Origin of the sequence: Demequina litoralis (assembly GCF_030418455.1) — a bacterium.
Classification (GTDB): Bacteria; Actinomycetota; Actinomycetes; order Actinomycetales; family Demequinaceae; genus Demequina; species Demequina litoralis.
In genome coordinates this window covers 23296-39730 of sequence record NZ_JAUHPW010000014.1, presented here as the reverse complement: position 1 = coordinate 39730, position 16435 = coordinate 23296, and the positions used below count along the sequence as shown (strand labels likewise).

Below are 16435 nucleotides of genomic sequence, written 5' to 3'. Positions count from 1 at the left end.
ACTGCACTCGCGAGGGTGTGGGAGAGTAGGACGCCGCGGCACATCTCTTCACAAGAGGCCCCACCGAAAGGTGGGGCCTCTTGTCATATACCAGCGCTTTCTATTGGGGAGTTGGTACGTCTGGACGGCTCTACCGCTCGTTCGAGCGTGAGGAGTCGGGCCGTCGGGTCGCCTGTCAGCTCGACGACCCTTGCGCCCGTCGGGCCGGCGTCATCCGCGAGATCCAGGAGCGCATCGTTCATCGCTGCGCGGAGCGCGGGGTCCTCGTCTTCGCTCACCGTGATGGGGTTGCCGTCGTCCAGCGGCAAGAGCACCCACAGGTCGATCCTGTCGGCCACTGCCTCGGCCCGAGCCAGGCCCGCCCTCAACGATGCGCTCGAGCGGCCGTGACGCCCGAGGCGGTCGAGTGCCGTGAGATAGGCGACGAAGTCCATCGGGCCGCGTTCGACGATCACGTTGGACCCCTCGGCCGTCTCCTCGAGGCGAAGGACGGCGAGCTCCAGCTGCGCCCGGAAGAGCGCGGCGTCGAGGTCGACGAAGCCCTCGTCCGCGATCTCCTCGAACGGGTCGCCGAGGACGTCGTACTCCGGATGCCGAGAAGCGAAGTCGCTGATCAGTGTGCTCTTGCCGCTGGCGTGAGTGCCCGAGACCACGATCCGCATGGGACGACAGCGTATGGAACGGCGGGGCTCCGCGCACCCCCCCCGTAGGCTGAGCGGGGTAGGGCCAGGTGGCCCACCGTCGTCTACCGGGAGCTCTCCGTGCGCACCATCCTCAACATCATCTGGTTCTTCTTCGCGGGCATCGGCCTGTGGGTGTCCTACGCGATCGTCGGCGTCATCGCCTTCATCACCATCATCGGCATCCCCGCGGGTATCGCCTGCTTCCGCATCGCGAACTACTCGATCTGGCCCTTCGGCCGCGAGGTGGTGCGCGACCCGGACGCCGGCGCGTGGACCGTGGTCGGCAACATCCTGTGGATCCCGCTCGGCCTGATCCTCGCGATCGCCCACGTCGTCACAGCGTTCACCCTCGCGATCACCATCATCGGCATCCCGATGGCGTGGGCGAACCTCAAGCTCATCCCGATCTCGCTCACCCCGATGGGGCGCATCGTCGTCGAGACGCACTGACGGTCAGCGGTCGCCCACCGCCAGCACCTCGAGCACCACCTCGCCGGCCTCGTCGCTCGCGTCCAGGTCGACGGCCGCGACGATCGCCCAGTCGTGGTCGCCCGCCGGGTCGTCGATCACCTGGCGCACGATCCACGTGCCCGCCGGCGCCTCGGCATGCCCCGCCGAGGCGAGCGCCGCGCGCGCCCGCCCGTCGTCCCCCGCCGAACCGGCCTCGACGAAGGTGAGCAGCGCGCTCGAGCGCGCGTCCGGGCCGATGCCGACCGCATCGTCCCCGTGCAGGTCGAACAGCGGCGCGAGCACATCCTCCCAGGCGGACGCGTCCCACCCGGCCTCCTTGTCGAGGCCGCCGAGGGCGTCCCACGCACGCCGTGAGGCGAGCTCGACCCGCCGGAACATCGCGTTGCGTACGAGCCTGCGCAGCACGCGCGGATTGCCGCTCAGCGGGCGCGCCGGCCCCGGCATCGTCCCCGTGACGTCCGGGGCGGCCGGGTCGGCGTCGTCGGCGATCAGCGCCTCCGGGTTGGACAACCGCTCCCACTCGTCCAACAGCGACGAGTCGGTCGAGCGGACCACCTCGCCGAGCCACTCGGTGATCTCCTGCACCTCCTCGGTGCGGTGCTCCTCGGGGACCGTCTGACGCATCGCGCGGTAGGCCTCCGCCAGGTAGCGCAGCGCGATGCCCTCGGTGCGCTCGAGCCCGTACGCCGAGACCAGGTCGCCGAAGGTCATCGCCTTCTCGAGCATGTCGCGGACCACGGACTTCGGTGCGAGCTCGGCACCGAGGATCCACGGGTTGGAGCGGCGGTACATCGTGAAGGCGGGCTCGAGCAGGTCCGCGAGCGGCTTGGGCCACGTGACGTCCTCGAGCGCGTCGAGGCGCTCCTCGTACTCCATCCCCTCCGCCTTCATGGCCGCGACCGCCTCGCCGCGTGCCTGATGCTGCTGCGCGAGCAGGAGCTGGCGCGGGTCGGACAGCGTCGCCTCGATGACGGAGACGACGTCGAGCGCGTGCGTCGGCGACTCGACGTTCAGCAGGTCCATCGCTGCGAGCGCGAACGGGGACAGCGGCTGGTTGAGCGCGAAGTTGCGGGGCACGTCGACCGTGAGGCGCACGGACGGCCGAGCGCCGCGCGGGTGCGCCGCGTCCGGCACCCGGATCCTCTCGACGACGCCGGCCTGCCGCAGCGACCAGTAGATCCGCAGCGCCTGGCGCGCGTGCGCGGCCCGCTGCGTCGGGGTCTCGTGCACCGCGGCCAGGAGGTCCCTCATCGCGAGGACCGGGTCTTGGGGCTCCCGCCCGCTGCGCGCATCGTCCCTGCCTCGCGCCAGGAGGTTGAGCACCATGGCGTGCGTGACGGCGAAGCTCGAGGTGAGCGGCTCGGGGTCGGCGTCGCGCAGCCGCTCGAAGGTCGCGTCGGTCCAGTTGACATGGCCCTGCGGTGCCTTCTTCCGGACGATCTTCTTCTTCTTTTTCGGGTCGTCGCCCGCCTTGAGGAGCAGCTTGCGGTTCTCGATCACGTGCTCGGGCGCCATCACGACGACCTCGCCCTCCGTGTCGTAGCCCGCCCGCCCCGCCCTGCCCGCGATCTGATGGAACTCGCGCGCGGTGAGGTGGCGCATCTTCTCGCCGTCGTACTTGACGAGCGACGTGAGCAGCACGGTGCGGATGGGCACGTTGATGCCTACGCCCAGCGTGTCCGTGCCGCACACCACCTTGAGCAGGCCCTGCTGCGTGAGCCGCTCGACGATGCGGCGGTACTTGGGCAGCATGCCCGCGTGGTGGACGCCGACGCCCGCGCGAAGGAAGCGGCTCAGGGTCCTGCCGAAGCCCGTGCCGAAGCGCACGCCGTCGAGCGCCTCGGCGATCGCGTCCCGCTCGGAGCGGGTCGCGAGGCCCATGCTGAGCAGCGCCTGCGCGCGCTCGACCGCGTCCTTCTGCGTGAAGTGGACGATGTACACGGGCGCGCGACCGGTCTGGACGATGCGCTCGACCACCTCGGGCAGCGGCTCCAGCATGTACTCGAAGGTCAGGGGGACCGGCCGCTCGGCGGTCGCGACCTCGGCCACCGCTCGACCGGTGCGGCTCTCGAGGTCCTCCACGAGCCACGAGGTGTCGCCGAGCGTGGCCGACATCAGCAGGAACTGCGTGTCCGGCAGCTCGAGCAGCGGCACCTGCCAGGCCCAGCCACGCTGCGGGTCGGAGTAGAAGTGGAACTCGTCCATCACGACGAGCGACGCGTCGGTCGCGGCACCGTCGCGCAGCGCCAGGTTGGCGAGGATCTCCGCGGTGCAGCAGATGATCGGTGCGTCGGGGTTCACCGCGGAGTCGCCCGTCATCATGCCGACGTTCTCGCTGCCGAACATCTCGATCAGCGCGAAGAACTTCTCGGACACCAGCGCCTTCAGCGGAGCCGTGTAGAACGTGCGGCCGCCAGCGCCGGCACGATGCGCGGCCAGCGCGGCGAGATGGGCGCCAGCGGCGACGAGGGACTTGCCCGAGCCGGTCGGCGTCGCGAGGATCACGTGTGAGCCCGAGACGAGCTCGATCAGCGCTTCCTCCTGATGGGGGTACAATGGAAGGTCGCGGTCCGCCGCCCACGTCGCGAATGCGTCGTAGAGCGCGTCAGGATCGGGAACCGCGCCGGGCGCCGTCTCCGGAAGGCGGGCGAGCAGGGACGTGTCGGTGGAGGTCATCTCCGCCATTGTCCCGTGTCTTGACCACCTGAGACGCCGCGACCGCGTGTGATGCAGACTTACTCAGGACGTACTGACCCGGTTCTTCGCGCCCAGCCGCGTAAGAATGGCGGGAGCGTCCATACAATTGGACAGGAGCACCATGAACGACAGGGACGAGCGCGACGAGCGCCGCGCGAGCTACGACTCGCGCCCCGGAATCAACCCGCGCAAGCAGCGCGAAGGCGACCGCCGCGAGGGCGGCGACCGCCCCCGTCGTCAGTTCGATGGTGACCGTCCTCGCCGCGACGGCGGCCGCCCGCAGCGTCGTGACGACGGCGATCGTGGGCCCCGTCGCGAGGGTGATCGGGACGACCGTCCGCGTCGTCAGTACAACGACGACCGTCCGCGTCGCTCGTTCGATGGCGACCGTGGCCCTCGTCGCGAGGGTGATCGGGACGACCGTCCGCGTCGTCAGTACAACGACGACCGTCCGCGTCGCTCGTTCGATGGCGACCGGGGCCCTCGCCGTGAGGGTGATCGGGACGACCGTCCGCGTCGCTCGTTCGACGGTGACCGGGGCCCTCGCCGCGAAGGTGACCGCGACAGCCGTCCGCGTCGCTCGTTCGACGGTGACCGGAGCCCTCGCCGTGACGGCGACCGTCCCCAGCGCCGGTTCGACGGCGATCGCCCGTCGCGCCCGGCCAACTCGGATCGCCCGCGCCGCAACTTCAACGACGACCGCGGCCCGCGCCAGTACAACGACGACCGCCCCCGCCGTTCCTTCGACGGCGACCGCAGCCCGCGCCGCTCGTACGACGAGGACCGCCCGCGCCGCTCCTACGGCGCCGAGCGTCAGCAGCGCTCCTACGAGGACCGTCCCCGCCGTGACTTCGACGGTGACCGCCCGCGTCGTCAGTTCGATGGCGATCGTGGCCCGCGTCGTGACGGTGACCGTCCGCAGCGGTCCTACGATGACCGTCCGCGTCGCTCGTACGACAACGACCGCCCGCGTCGTCAGTTCGATGGCGATCGTGGCCCGCTGCGTGACGGCGATCGTCCGCAGCGGTCCTACGATGACCGTCCGCGTCGCTCGTACGACAACGATCGTCCCCGTCGTGACTTCGACGGTGATCGTCCCCGTCGTCAGTTCGATGGTGACCGTGGTCCGCGTCGTGACGGCGATCGTCCGCAGCGGTCCTACGATGACCGTCCGCGTCGCTCGTACGACAACGACCGCCCGCGCCGTGACTTCGACGGTGACCGCCCGCGTCGTCAGTTCGATGGTGACCGTCCGCAGCGGTCCTACGACGACCGTCCGCGTCGCTCGTACGACAACGACCGTCCCCGCCGCGACTTCGACGGTGACCGCGGTCCCCGCCGCTATGACGACCGTCCCCGTCGCGACTTCGACCGCGACCGCGCGCCCCGCGGCTCCGGCCGTCCCGGCGCCCGCCCCGACCGCGGCGGCCGCGTCCGCCCGGAGTCGGAGGAGCGCACCGCCCGCGTCGCCGGCGTCCCGCTCACCAAGTCGCAGGTCATCGAGGCCCCCGAGGTCCCCGAGGAGATCACGTACGGCCAGCTGGACCGCGCCGTCCGCGCGCGCCTGCGCACGCTGAGCAAGGACAACGCCGAGGACGTCGGCCGCCACCTCATCATGGCGGGCAACCTCCTCGACATCGACCCCGAGCTCGCGTACCGCCACGCGCAGGTCGCGCTCCAGCGCGGCGGCCGCGTCGACGTGGTCCGCGAGGCCGCGGCCCTCACCGCGTACGCCACCGGCCGCTACGCCGAGGCGCTCCGCGAGTTCCGCACCGTGCGCCGCCTCGGCGGCTCGATCGAGCACCTCCCGCTCATGGCCGACTGCGAGCGCGGCCTGGGCCGCCCCGAGCGCGCCCTCGCGATCGCGGAGGAGCCCGACGCCAAGGCGCTGCCGGCCGACTCTGCCGTCGAGATGCGCATCGTCGTCGCCGGCGCGCGCCTCGACATGGGCGACGCGGAGGCGGCCCAGCTCATCCTCAACCGCATCAGCACCCCGAACGCCGACCTCCAGGTGCGCGTCGACGAGGCCAAGGTCGCGGTCCTGCGCGCGCTCGGCCGCGACGCGGAGGCGGACGAGCTCGAGGCCTCCATCCCCGAGCCCGTCGAGGAGGAGATCGAGGAGGACATCGTCCTCTACGACACCGCCGAGCTCCCGGACCCCGACGAGCACGACGAGGACGAGGACGACGACGCCGACGAGGCGCCCGAGTTCGACGACGAGGACGACCTCCACGAGGTCGCCGAGGAGCACGCCGAGGACGCCGAGGACGAGGACCGCGCATGAGCGCTGGCCTGATCGGCACCGAGGTCGCGCTCCAGGACACCTTCGACGTCGCGCTCGTCGACCTCGACGGCGTCGCGTACAAGGGTCCGCACGCGATCCCGTCCGCCCCGCCCGCCCTCGAGACGGCGCGCGCGGCGGGCATGGGCATCATGTTCGTCACCAACAACGCGAACCGTGAGCCCGAGACCGTCGCCGAGCACCTCACCGAGCTCGGCATGCCGTGCGCGCCGACCGAGGTGATGACGGCGGCCCAGGCCGGCGCCGCGCTCCTGGCCGAGCACGTCCCGGCGGGCGAGAAGGTCCTCGTCGTCGGGGGAGCGGGCCTCTACACGGCCGTCAAGGCCAAGGGCTACGTCGTCGTCGACAGCGCGGAGGAGCACCCCGCGGCGGTCATCCAGGGCTTCTCGCCCGACCTCGGCTGGCGCCAGCTGGCGGAGGCGACCTACGCGATCAACGCCGGCGCGCGCTTCTTCGCGACCAACCTCGACCTCACCATCCCCAACGAGCGCGGCATGGCCCCCGGCAACGGCTCGCTCGTCGGCGTGGTGCGCACCGCCACGGGCGTCGTGCCGCTCGCGGCCGGCAAGCCCGAGCCGGCGATGCTGCGCCTCGCCGCGGCGAAGGCGGGCGGCACCCGCCCCGTGATGATCGGCGACCGTCTCGACACCGATCTCAAGGGCGCCCGCGCGGCCGACGTTCCGGGCCTCCTGGTCCTCACCGGCGTGTCGACGGCGCGCGACGCGATCCTCGCCATCCCCGAGGAGCGCCCGTCGTTCATCGGCGAGGACCTCTCGACGCTCGCGGAGACCCACCCGGCCCCGGTCCTCGCCGAGAACTGGTGGCACGTGCGCGAGGCCCGCGCCCGCGTGACGGAGGGACGTCTGGTCGCCGACGGCGGCACCCCGATGGACCGCCTGCGCGCTGCCTGCGCGGCCGCGTGGGCGGCGGCCGACGCGGGTCTCAAGGTGGACGTTGAGACCCTTCCGCACTTCGGCTAGCCTCCCTTTCCATGGCTGACCTCAACGACGCGCGCGATTCCCTGGGCCAGGTCGAGTACCCCGCGGAGGTGCGCGAGGCGCTCAAGGCCGTCACCGAGCTCCCCGACGACCTCGACCAGCAGGCCGAGTTCTTCGACAAGGTTCAGGAGGCGCTGTCGACGCGCCTCCGCGACGAGTCGCGCTGAGCATGCGGCTGGACCGCGCGCTCGTGGCGCGCGGCCTGGTCCCGTCGCGCACCCGCGCCCAGGAGCTCATCGCGGCCGGCGCCGTGACCGTCGACGGCGCCGTCGCGTCCAAGCCCGCGCTCGAGGTGGGGGACGATGCGGCGGTCGAGGTCGCCGCGCCGGACCAGTACGTGTCGCGCGCCGCGCACAAGCTCGTCGGCGCGCTCGACGCGTGCCCCGAGATCGACCCCGTCGGACGGGTCGCCCTCGACGTCGGCGCGTCCACCGGCGGCTTCACCCAGGTCCTCCTCGAGCGGGGCGTCGCCCGCGTCCACGCGATCGACGTGGGCCACGGCCAGCTCGCGCCGAGCATCGCCGCGGATCCCCGCGTCGTCGCCCGCGAGGGCCTCAACGCGCGCGAGCTCACCGTCGACGACCTGGGGGAGCGCCCCGATCTCGTCGTCGCGGACGTCTCCTTCATCTCCCTCACGCTGCTCATCGGGCCGATGGTCGAGGCGTCCGCCGACGACGCCGACCTCCTCCTCATGGTCAAGCCGCAGTTCGAGGTGGGACGCGAGCGGCTCGGCAAGGGCGGCGTGGTGACCGACCTCGACGACCGCGCCCGCGCCGTCGCCGCGGTCGTCGCTGCGATGGCCGCGGCCGGCCTCGCGATCCGTCGCATCGCCCGGTCGACCCTCCCGGGCCCGCACGGCAACGTCGAGTTCTTCGTCTGGGCCTCCCGCTCGTGGCAGGCTAGGGGCGAGTCGGGGCCGCTCACGGAGCCCCAGGTCAGGGCCGCGATCGAGGCGGAGACGGGAGGCACGCCATGACCCGCCGCATCCTCATCGTGGCCCACCCGCATCGTCCCGAGGCGCTCGAGGCCGCCGCGCTCGCCGCCGCCGCCCTCGAGGCGGACGGCGTCGCGACCTGCACCGACTTCCACGCGGGCGACAAGCCGATCGAGGCCGCCCTCGTGCTCGGCGGCGACGGCACGATCCTCCACGCCGCCGACCTCACGCGCGGCACCGGCATCCCGCTGCTCGGCGTCAACCTCGGCCACGTCGGCTTCCTCGCCGAGTTCGAGCGCGACGACGTGGCGCACGCCGCGCGCCGTCTCGCCGCCGGCGACTACACGATCGAGGAGCGCGGCACGATCGACGTGACCGTCACCTCGCCGGACGGAACCCGGACCAGCGGCTGGGGCCTCAACGACGTCACCGTCGAGCGCGCGAACCTCCGCACCACCATCGAGGTCGCGCTCGACATCGACGGCCGCCCCCTGTCGACCTTCGGCTGCGACGGCGTGGTCGTGTCCACCGCCACCGGCTCGACCGCCCACGCGTTCAGCGCGGGCGGCCCCGTGCTGTGGCCCGACGTCGACGCGCTGCTCGTCGTCCCGCTGGCCGCGCACGCGCTGTTCTCGCGCCCCCTCGTCGTCAGCCCCTCGTCGCGGGTCACGGTCGAGATCCTCGACCGCTCGTCCAGCGACGGCCAGGTGGTCCTCGACGGCGCCCGCGCGATCGACCTCGCCCGCGGCGGCCGCGTCGAGGTCACCCGCGGCGCGCACGCCGTGCGTCTCGCACGCATGTCCGACGCGCCGTTCTCCGAGCGGCTCGTGCAGAAGTTCTCCCTCCCCGTCGACGGCTTCCGCGGCACGCGCCCGGTCGCGGGGTGGGGAGCGGGGATCTGAATGCTCCACGAGCTCGCCATCGAGAACCTGGGCGTGATCGAGTCGGCTCGCGTCGACCTGGGACCCGGCCTCACCTGCGTCACGGGTGAGACCGGCGCCGGCAAGACCATGGTGCTGACGGGGCTGGGGCTCATCACCGGCTCGCGGAGCGTGCCCGCCACCGTGCGCACGGGCGCCGATGCGGCGCTCGCCGAGGCGGTCGTCGACGTGACGCCCGGGTCGTGGCCCGCCGACCGCCTCGAGGAGGCGGGGGCCGCGCTCGACGACGACGGCACCGTCATCGTCTCCCGCACCGTCGGCGCGACCACCCGCTCGCGCACGGTCGTGGGCGGCCGCACCGTCCCGCAGGCGGTGCTCGCCGAGGTCTCCGAGCACTGGGTCACCGTGCACGGCCAGAGCGACCAGGCACGCCTGCGCTCGTCGGCCGAGCAGCGCGCGATCCTCGACGGATTCGCCGGGCACGATGCGCTGCTCACCGCCTACGCGGACGCCTGGGAGGCGTGGCGCGAGGCCCGCGTCCGGCTCGAGGAGATGGAGTCCGGCGCCGAGGCCGCGCGCCTCGAGGCCGCCCGCATGCGCGACGACCTCGACGCGATCGACGCCGTCGACCCGCAGCCGGGCGAGGACGCCGAGATCGGCGCGCAGCTCGAGGTGCTCCAGCACTCCGAGGCGGTGCGCGCGGGCGTCGCCGGCGCGCGCGAGGCCATCGACGGCGAGGCGGAGGTCACCCTCGTCGTGGCCGCCGACGCGGCCCGACGCGCCCTCGGCGACGCCGCGCGGCACGACCCGGCCCTCGCGGACCTCGAGACCAGGCTCGCCGACGTCGCCTACTCCGCCGCCGACATCGCGCACGAGCTCGCCTCCTACCTCGACCGCATGGACGCCGATCCCGCGCGGCTCGAGGCGCTCCAGGCTCGCCGCGCGGACCTCAACGCCCTCATGCGCCGCATCGGCGCCGACCTCGACGGGGTGCTGGCCTACCGCGACCGCGCCGCCGAGGCGGTGCTCCAGGACGACACGTGGGACGAGACGCTCGCGGCACGCCGCGCCGCCGAGACCGAGGCGCGTGCCGAGGTCGAGCGCGCCGCGTCCGCGCTGAGCGAGAGCCGGCGCGCCGCGGCCGCGCGGCTGTCCGCGGACGTCGACGCCGAGCTCGACGGCCTCGCGATGCCCGACGCCGAGTTCCGCGTCGGCGTGCGCGCCGTCGAGCCCCGCGCCACCGGCGCCGACGAGGTCGAGATGACGCTCGCCTCCCACCCGGGTGCGCCGCATCGTCCCGTCGCGCAGGCCGCCTCCGGAGGCGAGCTGTCGCGCATCATGCTCGCGATCGAGGTCTCGCTCGCCCGGCACGCGGTCACCCCGGGGCACACGTTCGTCTTCGACGAGGTCGACGCCGGCGTCGGCGGCAAGGCCGCCATCGCGGTCGGGCGCCGGCTCGCGGAGCTCGCGCGCACCCATCAGGTGCTCGTCGTCACGCACCTCGCGCAGGTCGCCGCGCACGCGGACCGGCACGTCGTCGTGGCCAAGGCGACCGACGGCACCGTCACGCGTTCCCAGGTCCACGAGGTCGCCGGCGAGGACCGCGTCGAGGAGCTCGCGCGCCTCCTGTCGGGCCACGAGGGATCGAAGACCGCACTCGCCCACGCACGTGAGCTGCTGGAGGCCTCCCGCGTGGCACCATAGCCGCCATGACCGCCGCCATCACCGCCATCTCGGGCCCCGCGCGGGTCGACTCGTCGCCCCTCGTGCTGGCGCGGCGGCTCCAGCCCGGCGACGTGGCGATCGTGGACGCGCTCGACCTCGACAAGCGCGCCGCCGCCGCCCTCGCGGCCCGTCGCCCGGCCGCCGTCGTCAACGCGCAGCCGTGCCTGTCGGGCCGCCTTCCCACCACCGGCGCGCTCGTCCTGCTCGAGGCCGGGATCCCGGTGGTCGAGTCGGCGGGCGCCGAGGTGCTCGCCATCAGGGACGGCGCCGCCGTCACCGTCGAGGGCGCACGCGTCGCCGCCGGCGCGCGGGTCCTCGAGGACGGCACGCGGCTCAGCCTCGAGGACGTCGAGCACCGCATCCGCGTCGCCGACGAGGACCTCCACGTGCACGTGGCCTCGTTCACCGCGACGGCCCTCGACCTGCTCAACCGCGACGCCGACCTGCTGCTCGACGGCATCGGCCTGCCCGAGCTGCGCCTGCCCGTCGACGGGCGGCCCGTCGTCGTCGTGACGCCACGCTTCACGGGCGGCGACGAGGTGCTCGCCCGCTTCGCGAGGGAGCGCCGCCCGATCGTCATCGGCGTCGGCGAGGGCGCGGACGCCGCGAAGGCCGCGGGGCTCATGCCACGCATCGTCGTCGGCGACATCGATGCCGTGGGCGAGGAGCTGCTGCGGCGCGCCGCCCAGGTGATCGTCCACGACCCGGTCGGCCGCGACGCCGGCGTGGCGCGTGCCCACGCCATCGGGCTGAGCCACGACGCATGCGATGCGAGGCTCGCGAGCGAGGACGTCGCGCTGCTCGCCGCACATGCGGCCGGCGCGTCCGTCATCGTGGTCGCGGGAGCCCGGGACGGACTGCTCGACTACGTCGAGGACCGGTCCACCGCGGGCGCCGGCGCGCTGCTGTCGCGCCTCGTCGCGAGCGGCCGCGTGGTCGACTCGGGCGTGCTGCCCGCGCTCTACCGTCATCGCTACAGCGCCTGGACCGCGTGGGGCGCGGTCGGCCTCGCCGCCGGCGCCCTGCTGCTCGCGGCGTGGGGCACCCCCGAGGGTCACGATGCGCTGGCGGCCGCGGGCGCATGGCTCGCCGACACGTTCGGCGGCGGACGATGAGCGACGGGCGCACGCGGCTCGTGTCCGCGGCCGCCGGGATCGCGGTGCTCGCGACGGGCGTCGTGCTGGGCTCCGGCCCGCTGCGCGCCGCGCTGCTGGGCGAGACGGGGGAGCGGATCGACACGCTCGAGTCCGAGCTGGCCGTGCAGCAGGAGCGCGCGTCCGACGCCGAGGACCGCGCCGCGACCGCGGCCGGCTACGTCGACGCGACCGCACCCACCCTGCTCATCGACCTGCTGCCCGGCACCGCGGTCGTCGTCGTCGCGGCGCCCGGGGCACCGGAGGACGTCGTCGCCGCGCTCGAGCAGCGCCTCCCGCTCGCGGGTGCCGAGGAGACCGGCGCGGTGGCGCTCGGCGAGTCGTGGGACGACGACGCGACGTCGCAGTTCAGGACCGCGCTCGCCGAGCAGGTCGCCTCCTCGCTCGTCGGCGTCGACGCCGTCGAACCCGCCGCCGTCCTCGCGCACGCGTTCGTCCAGGGCGCCACCGGCGCCGCACCCACCGGATCCGACCGGACCGAGGTCGGCGACGCCGGGACGGACCGCGGCGCGGTGCTGTGGGACCTCCTCGTGGAGGCGGAGCTCGCCGAGGGCGAGGCCGCGACGCGCGCGGACGCGATTCTTCTGGTCGCGGGCCGGAAGGATGCGACGGCCGCGCTGGCCGACGCGTTCGCGGCGTACGACGCGCCCGTGACGGTGGTCGGCTCGGCGGGGGCGATCACCGCCCAGACCAGGCGCGACGATGTGGCGACCGTCGCATCGTCCGACTGGACGCTGGGCTCGGTGTCGGCCGTCGCGACCGTGTCCGAGACCCTCGCGGGAGGCCGTCCGCACTACGGCGACGGCGACGTCCCCGCAGTTCTGGGCGTTTCCTAGGACGCACCCGGGACTCTCGGCTGTTAGAGTTGAAGCCCGTGGAGCGAACGCGATTCTCGTCCGGTACGGACCATGTCACCCGTCAGATCTTCGTCACCGGAGGCGTCGTGTCCTCCCTCGGGAAGGGCCTGACGGCATCCAGCCTCGGCCGCCTTCTCCGCTCGCGCGGCCTGCGCGTGACGATGCAGAAGCTCGATCCCTACCTCAACGTGGATCCGGGCACCATGAACCCCTTCCAGCACGGCGAGGTCTTCGTCACCGACGACGGCGCCGAGACCGACCTGGACATCGGCCACTACGAGCGCTTCCTCGACGTGGAGCTGTCCGCGGCGTCGAACGTCACCACCGGCCAGGTGTACTCGCAGGTCATCGCCAAGGAGCGCCGCGGCGAGTACCTGGGCGACACCGTCCAGGTGATCCCGCACATCACCGACGAGATCAAGCGCCGCATGCGCCAGCAGGCCGGCCCCAACGTCGACGTCATCATCACCGAGATCGGCGGCACCGTCGGCGACATCGAGTCCCAGCCGTTCCTCGAGGCCGCGCGCCAGGTCCGCCACGACGTGGGCCGCGACCACGTGTTCTTCCTCCACGTCTCGCTGGTGCCGTACATCGGTCCCTCCGGCGAGCAGAAGACCAAGCCCACCCAGCACTCGGTGGCCGCGCTGCGCTCGATCGGCATCCAGCCCGACGCGCTCGTGCTGCGCTCCGACCGCGAGGTGCCCACCTCCGTCAAGAACAAGGTCGCGCTCATGTGCGACGTCGAGCCCACCGCCGTCGTCAACGCGGTCGACGCGCCGAGCATCTACGACATCCCGAAGGTCCTCCACGCCGAGGGCCTCGATGCGTACGTGGTGCGCCGCCTCGACCTGCCGTTCCACGACGTCGAGTGGGGCGCCTGGAACGACGTCCTCAAGCGCGTGCACAAGCCCGCCAAGGAGGCGGAGATCGCGCTGGTCGGCAAGTACATCGACCTGCCCGACGCGTACCTGTCGGTGACCGAGGCGCTGCGCGCCGGCGGCTTCCACCACAACACGCGCGTCCGCATCCGCTGGGTCGCGTCCGACCGCTGCCAGACCCCGCAGGGCGCCGAGGAGGCGCTGGGCGGCGTCGACGGCGTGCTCGTGCCCGGCGGCTTCGGCGTGCGCGGCGTGGACGGCAAGATCGGCGCGCTGCGCTGGGCCCGTGAGAACAAGGTGCCCACGCTCGGCATCTGCCTCGGCATGCAGACCATGGTGATGGAGTACGCGCGCAACGTGCTGGGCCTCGAGGGCGCGTCGAGCTCCGAGTTCGACCCCGACACCAAGCACCCGGTCATCGCGACCATGGAGGAGCAGCTCGAGATCGTCGAAGGCAAGGGCGACCTGGGCGGCACGATGCGCCTGGGCGAGTACCCGGCCGTGCTCAAGGAGGGCTCCGTGGTCGCCGAGACCTACGGCGAGTCCACCGTGGGCGAGCGCCACCGCCACCGCTACGAGTTCAACAACACGTACCGCGCCCAGCTCGAGGAGGCCGGCCTGGTCGTCTCGGGCGAGAGCCCCGACCGCTCGCTCGTCGAGTTCGTCGAGCTCCCGCGCGACGCGCACCCGTACTACGTGTCGACGCAGGCGCACCCCGAGTTCCTGTCCCGCCCGACCAAGGCGCACCCGCTGTTCGCGGGCCTCATCGGCGCCGCGGTCGCGCGCCAGGAGGAGGCCGCCGCCCCCGCGGACGCCGCGACCGTCTGATGATCGAGGACGTCCCCGGCGCGCGGCCGGTCGTCGAGACGCGCCTCGCCTACGAGGGCAAGGTGTGGAACGTGCGCACCGACCGCGTCGACCTGGGGGAGTCCGGTCAGGTCCAGCGCGACTACATCCACCACACCGGTGCCGTGGGCATCATGGCGATGGACGAGGCGGAGCGGGTCTTCCTGGTCCGGCAGTACCGCCACGCGGTGCGCGCCGAGACCTGGGAGCCGCCCGCCGGCCTGCTCGACCTCCGCGACGAGCCGCCGGTCGAGGCCGCCGCGCGCGAGCTGTTCGAGGAGGCCGACCTCCGGGCCGCCCGCTGGGACACGCTCGTCGACTTCATGACGTCGCCCGGCGGCTCGTCCGAGGGCATCCGCATGTTCCTCGCCCGCGACATCACCGCGGTGCCGGAGGCCGAGCGCTTCCAGCGTCACGAGGAGGAGCGCGACATGGAGGGGCGGTGGGTGCCGCTCGACGAGATTCTCGCGTCCATCTGGGCCGGAACCGCGCAGAGCCCCTCGCTGGTGGTGGGCGCGCTCGCGCTCGACGCCGCGCGCCGCTCCGGCTGGCAGACCCTGCGCCCGGCCGATGCGCCGTGGCGCCGCCCGCCCTCGCTGCTCGACTGAGCGGGACCCGCCCCGCGCATCGTCCCGCCGCGCATCGTCCCGCCGCGCCCGCCGCGCTCCAGTGGTACCAATCGGTACGTTCGCGGCCCGGAACGTCCCGATTGGTACCACCGGGGCGGGTGGGACGCGCGGGCCTGGCTCCCGAGCGGACCGGATGCGGACCGCGGACGCCGGTCGCTAGCTGGCGACGGCGGGGGAGAAGCCCGCGGCGCGCAGCGTCTCGAGCACCTCGCCCTGGTGGTTGGGCCCGCGCGTCTCGACGCTCACCTGCAGCACCACGTCGTTGAGCGTGAGGCCCAGGTCGTGGCGCGTGTGCAGCACCTCGATGACGTTCGCGCCCACGCCCGCGAGGAGCTCCGCGACGCGCGCGAGCTGGCCGGGGCGGTCCGGCAGGGGGATCCGCAGCGTCATGTACCGGCCGGAGGCCACCAGGCCGTGGGCGACGATGCGCTGGAGCAGCAGCGGGTCGATGTTGCCGCCCGAGATGAGCGCCACCGTGGGCCCCGTGGGTGCGACCAGCCCGCCCAGGATGGCGGCCACGGACGCCGCGCCCGCGGGCTCCACCACGAGCTTGGTGCGCTCGAGCAGCGTGAGGACGGCGCGCGCGAGGAGGTCCTCGTCGACCGGCACGACCTCGTCGACCAGCTCCTGCACGATCGGGAAGGTGTGCTCGCCGGGCCGGACCACCGCGATGCCGTCGGCGATGGTGCCGCCGCGCTCGACGGTGACGGGGTGGCCGGCGGTGAGCGAGGGCGGGAAGGCCGCGGTGGCCGCGGCCTGGACGCCGACGATCCGCACGTCGCGCCCCTGCCGCGCGGCCACGGCCTTGGCCGCGACCGCGACGCCCGCGATGAGGCCGCCGCCGCCGATGGGCACGACGATGGTCTGCGCGTCCGGCACGTCGGCGAGGATCTCGAGGCCGATCGTCCCCTGGCCCGCGATGACGTCCGGGTGGTCGAACGGGTGGATCATGACGGCGCCGGTGCGCTCGGCGTGGGCGGCGGCCAACGCGAGGCACTCCTCGACGGTCGCGCCGTCGGTGACCACGGTGGCGCCGTAGCCCTTGGTCGCGAGCAGCTTGGGGACGGGCGCGCCGAGCGGCATGAAGATCGTCGCGTCGACGCCCAGCTGCTGCGCCGCGAACGCGACGCCCTGAGCGTGGTTGCCCGCGGAGGCCGCGACCACGCCGCGGGCGCGCTCCTCGGCCGTGAGCCGCGACAGGCGGTACGTCGCCCCACGCAGCTTGAACGAGCCGGTGCGCTGGAGGTTCTCGAGCTTCATGTGCGTGGGCACGCCCAGCAGCTCGGTGAGGTACGAGGCCTGGTCGACCGGCGTGTGCTGCGCGACCCCGTCGAGGACGCGGGCGGCGTCCTCGACGTGCGCGAGCGTCACCTCGGCCAC

The 16435-nt window shown here is 73.4% G+C and carries 15 protein-coding genes; 11 read left to right on the top strand and 4 right to left on the bottom strand.

Annotated elements, in window-relative coordinates; genetic code table 11:
• Nucleotides 1–83: 83 nt before the first annotated feature.
• On the bottom strand, nucleotides 84–662 hold the full coding sequence (locus QQX09_RS14155) for an AAA family ATPase (RefSeq protein ID WP_301135918.1): 579 nt from the start codon (nucleotides 660–662) through the stop codon (nucleotides 84–86).
• Nucleotides 663–761: 99 nt separating this feature from the next.
• On the opposite strand from QQX09_RS14155, the gene QQX09_RS14150 reads away from it, so the two are divergent.
• Nucleotides 762–1133 (top strand): YccF domain-containing protein, encoded by a 372-nt coding sequence (locus QQX09_RS14150; protein WP_301135917.1) that lies wholly within the window; start codon nucleotides 762–764, stop codon nucleotides 1131–1133.
• Between the two features lie 3 nt (nucleotides 1134–1136).
• Here the strand turns inward: QQX09_RS14150 and QQX09_RS14145 are convergent, their stop codons facing one another.
• Together QQX09_RS14145 and QQX09_RS14140 are read right to left on the bottom strand one after the other, a co-directional pair.
• Nucleotides 1137–3839, bottom strand: a complete 2703-nt coding sequence (locus QQX09_RS14145; RefSeq protein WP_436969076.1) for a DEAD/DEAH box helicase — start codon at nucleotides 3837–3839, stop codon at nucleotides 1137–1139.
• Nucleotides 3760–5460 carry a hypothetical protein gene (locus QQX09_RS14140; RefSeq protein WP_301135915.1) on the bottom strand — a complete coding sequence of 567 codons (1701 nt, stop codon included), beginning with the start codon at nucleotides 5458–5460 and terminating at the stop codon, nucleotides 3760–3762. The genes QQX09_RS14145 and QQX09_RS14140 overlap by 80 nt, the downstream gene beginning before the upstream one ends.
• Nucleotides 5461–5466: 6 nt before the next feature.
• On the opposite strand from QQX09_RS14140, the gene QQX09_RS14135 reads away from it, so the two are divergent.
• From QQX09_RS14135 to QQX09_RS14090, 10 genes are read left to right on the top strand one after another with little or no spacing between them, the layout of a single operon-like run.
• Nucleotides 5467–6135: a tetratricopeptide repeat protein gene (locus QQX09_RS14135; RefSeq protein ID WP_301135914.1), complete on the top strand. Its 669-nt coding sequence runs from the start codon at nucleotides 5467–5469 to the stop codon at nucleotides 6133–6135.
• The gene (locus QQX09_RS14130) at nucleotides 6132–7133 is read left to right on the top strand and encodes an HAD-IIA family hydrolase (RefSeq protein ID WP_301135913.1); all 1002 of its coding nucleotides are present in this window, start codon (nucleotides 6132–6134) and stop codon (nucleotides 7131–7133) included. The genes QQX09_RS14135 and QQX09_RS14130 overlap by 4 nt, the downstream gene beginning before the upstream one ends.
• An 11-nt stretch (nucleotides 7134–7144) precedes the next feature.
• Complete coding sequence (locus QQX09_RS14125; RefSeq protein ID WP_156155910.1) at nucleotides 7145–7318, top strand: hypothetical protein; 174 nt, start codon at nucleotides 7145–7147, stop codon at nucleotides 7316–7318.
• Between the two features lie 2 nt (nucleotides 7319–7320).
• Complete coding sequence (locus tag QQX09_RS14120; protein ID WP_301135912.1) at nucleotides 7321–8127, top strand: TlyA family RNA methyltransferase; 807 nt, start codon at nucleotides 7321–7323, stop codon at nucleotides 8125–8127.
• Nucleotides 8124–8987: an NAD kinase gene (locus tag QQX09_RS14115; RefSeq protein ID WP_301135911.1), complete on the top strand. Its 864-nt coding sequence runs from the start codon at nucleotides 8124–8126 to the stop codon at nucleotides 8985–8987. The genes QQX09_RS14120 and QQX09_RS14115 overlap by 4 nt, the downstream gene beginning before the upstream one ends.
• Nucleotides 8988–10670 carry a DNA repair protein RecN gene (recN, locus tag QQX09_RS14110; protein WP_301135910.1) on the top strand — a complete coding sequence of 561 codons (1683 nt, stop codon included), beginning with the start codon at nucleotides 8988–8990 and terminating at the stop codon, nucleotides 10668–10670.
• Nucleotides 10671–10675: 5 nt separating this feature from the next.
• Nucleotides 10676–11806 (top strand): putative cytokinetic ring protein SteA, encoded by a 1131-nt coding sequence (gene steA, locus QQX09_RS14105; protein ID WP_301135909.1) that lies wholly within the window; start codon nucleotides 10676–10678, stop codon nucleotides 11804–11806.
• Nucleotides 11803–12681 carry a copper transporter gene (locus tag QQX09_RS14100; RefSeq protein WP_301135908.1) on the top strand — a complete coding sequence of 293 codons (879 nt, stop codon included), beginning with the start codon at nucleotides 11803–11805 and terminating at the stop codon, nucleotides 12679–12681. The genes steA and QQX09_RS14100 overlap by 4 nt, the downstream gene beginning before the upstream one ends.
• Before the next feature lie 38 nt (nucleotides 12682–12719).
• Nucleotides 12720–14408 (top strand): CTP synthase, encoded by a 1689-nt coding sequence (gene pyrG, locus QQX09_RS14095; protein ID WP_301135907.1) that lies wholly within the window; start codon nucleotides 12720–12722, stop codon nucleotides 14406–14408.
• Nucleotides 14408–15034: an NUDIX domain-containing protein gene (locus QQX09_RS14090; RefSeq protein WP_301135906.1), complete on the top strand. Its 627-nt coding sequence runs from the start codon at nucleotides 14408–14410 to the stop codon at nucleotides 15032–15034. Before pyrG ends, QQX09_RS14090 begins: the two co-directional genes overlap by 1 nt.
• A 177-nt stretch (nucleotides 15035–15211) precedes the next feature.
• On the opposite strand, the gene ilvA is transcribed toward QQX09_RS14090, so the two are convergent.
• Nucleotides 15212–16435 (bottom strand): threonine ammonia-lyase, encoded by a 1224-nt coding sequence (ilvA, locus tag QQX09_RS14085; protein WP_301135905.1) that lies wholly within the window; start codon nucleotides 16433–16435, stop codon nucleotides 15212–15214.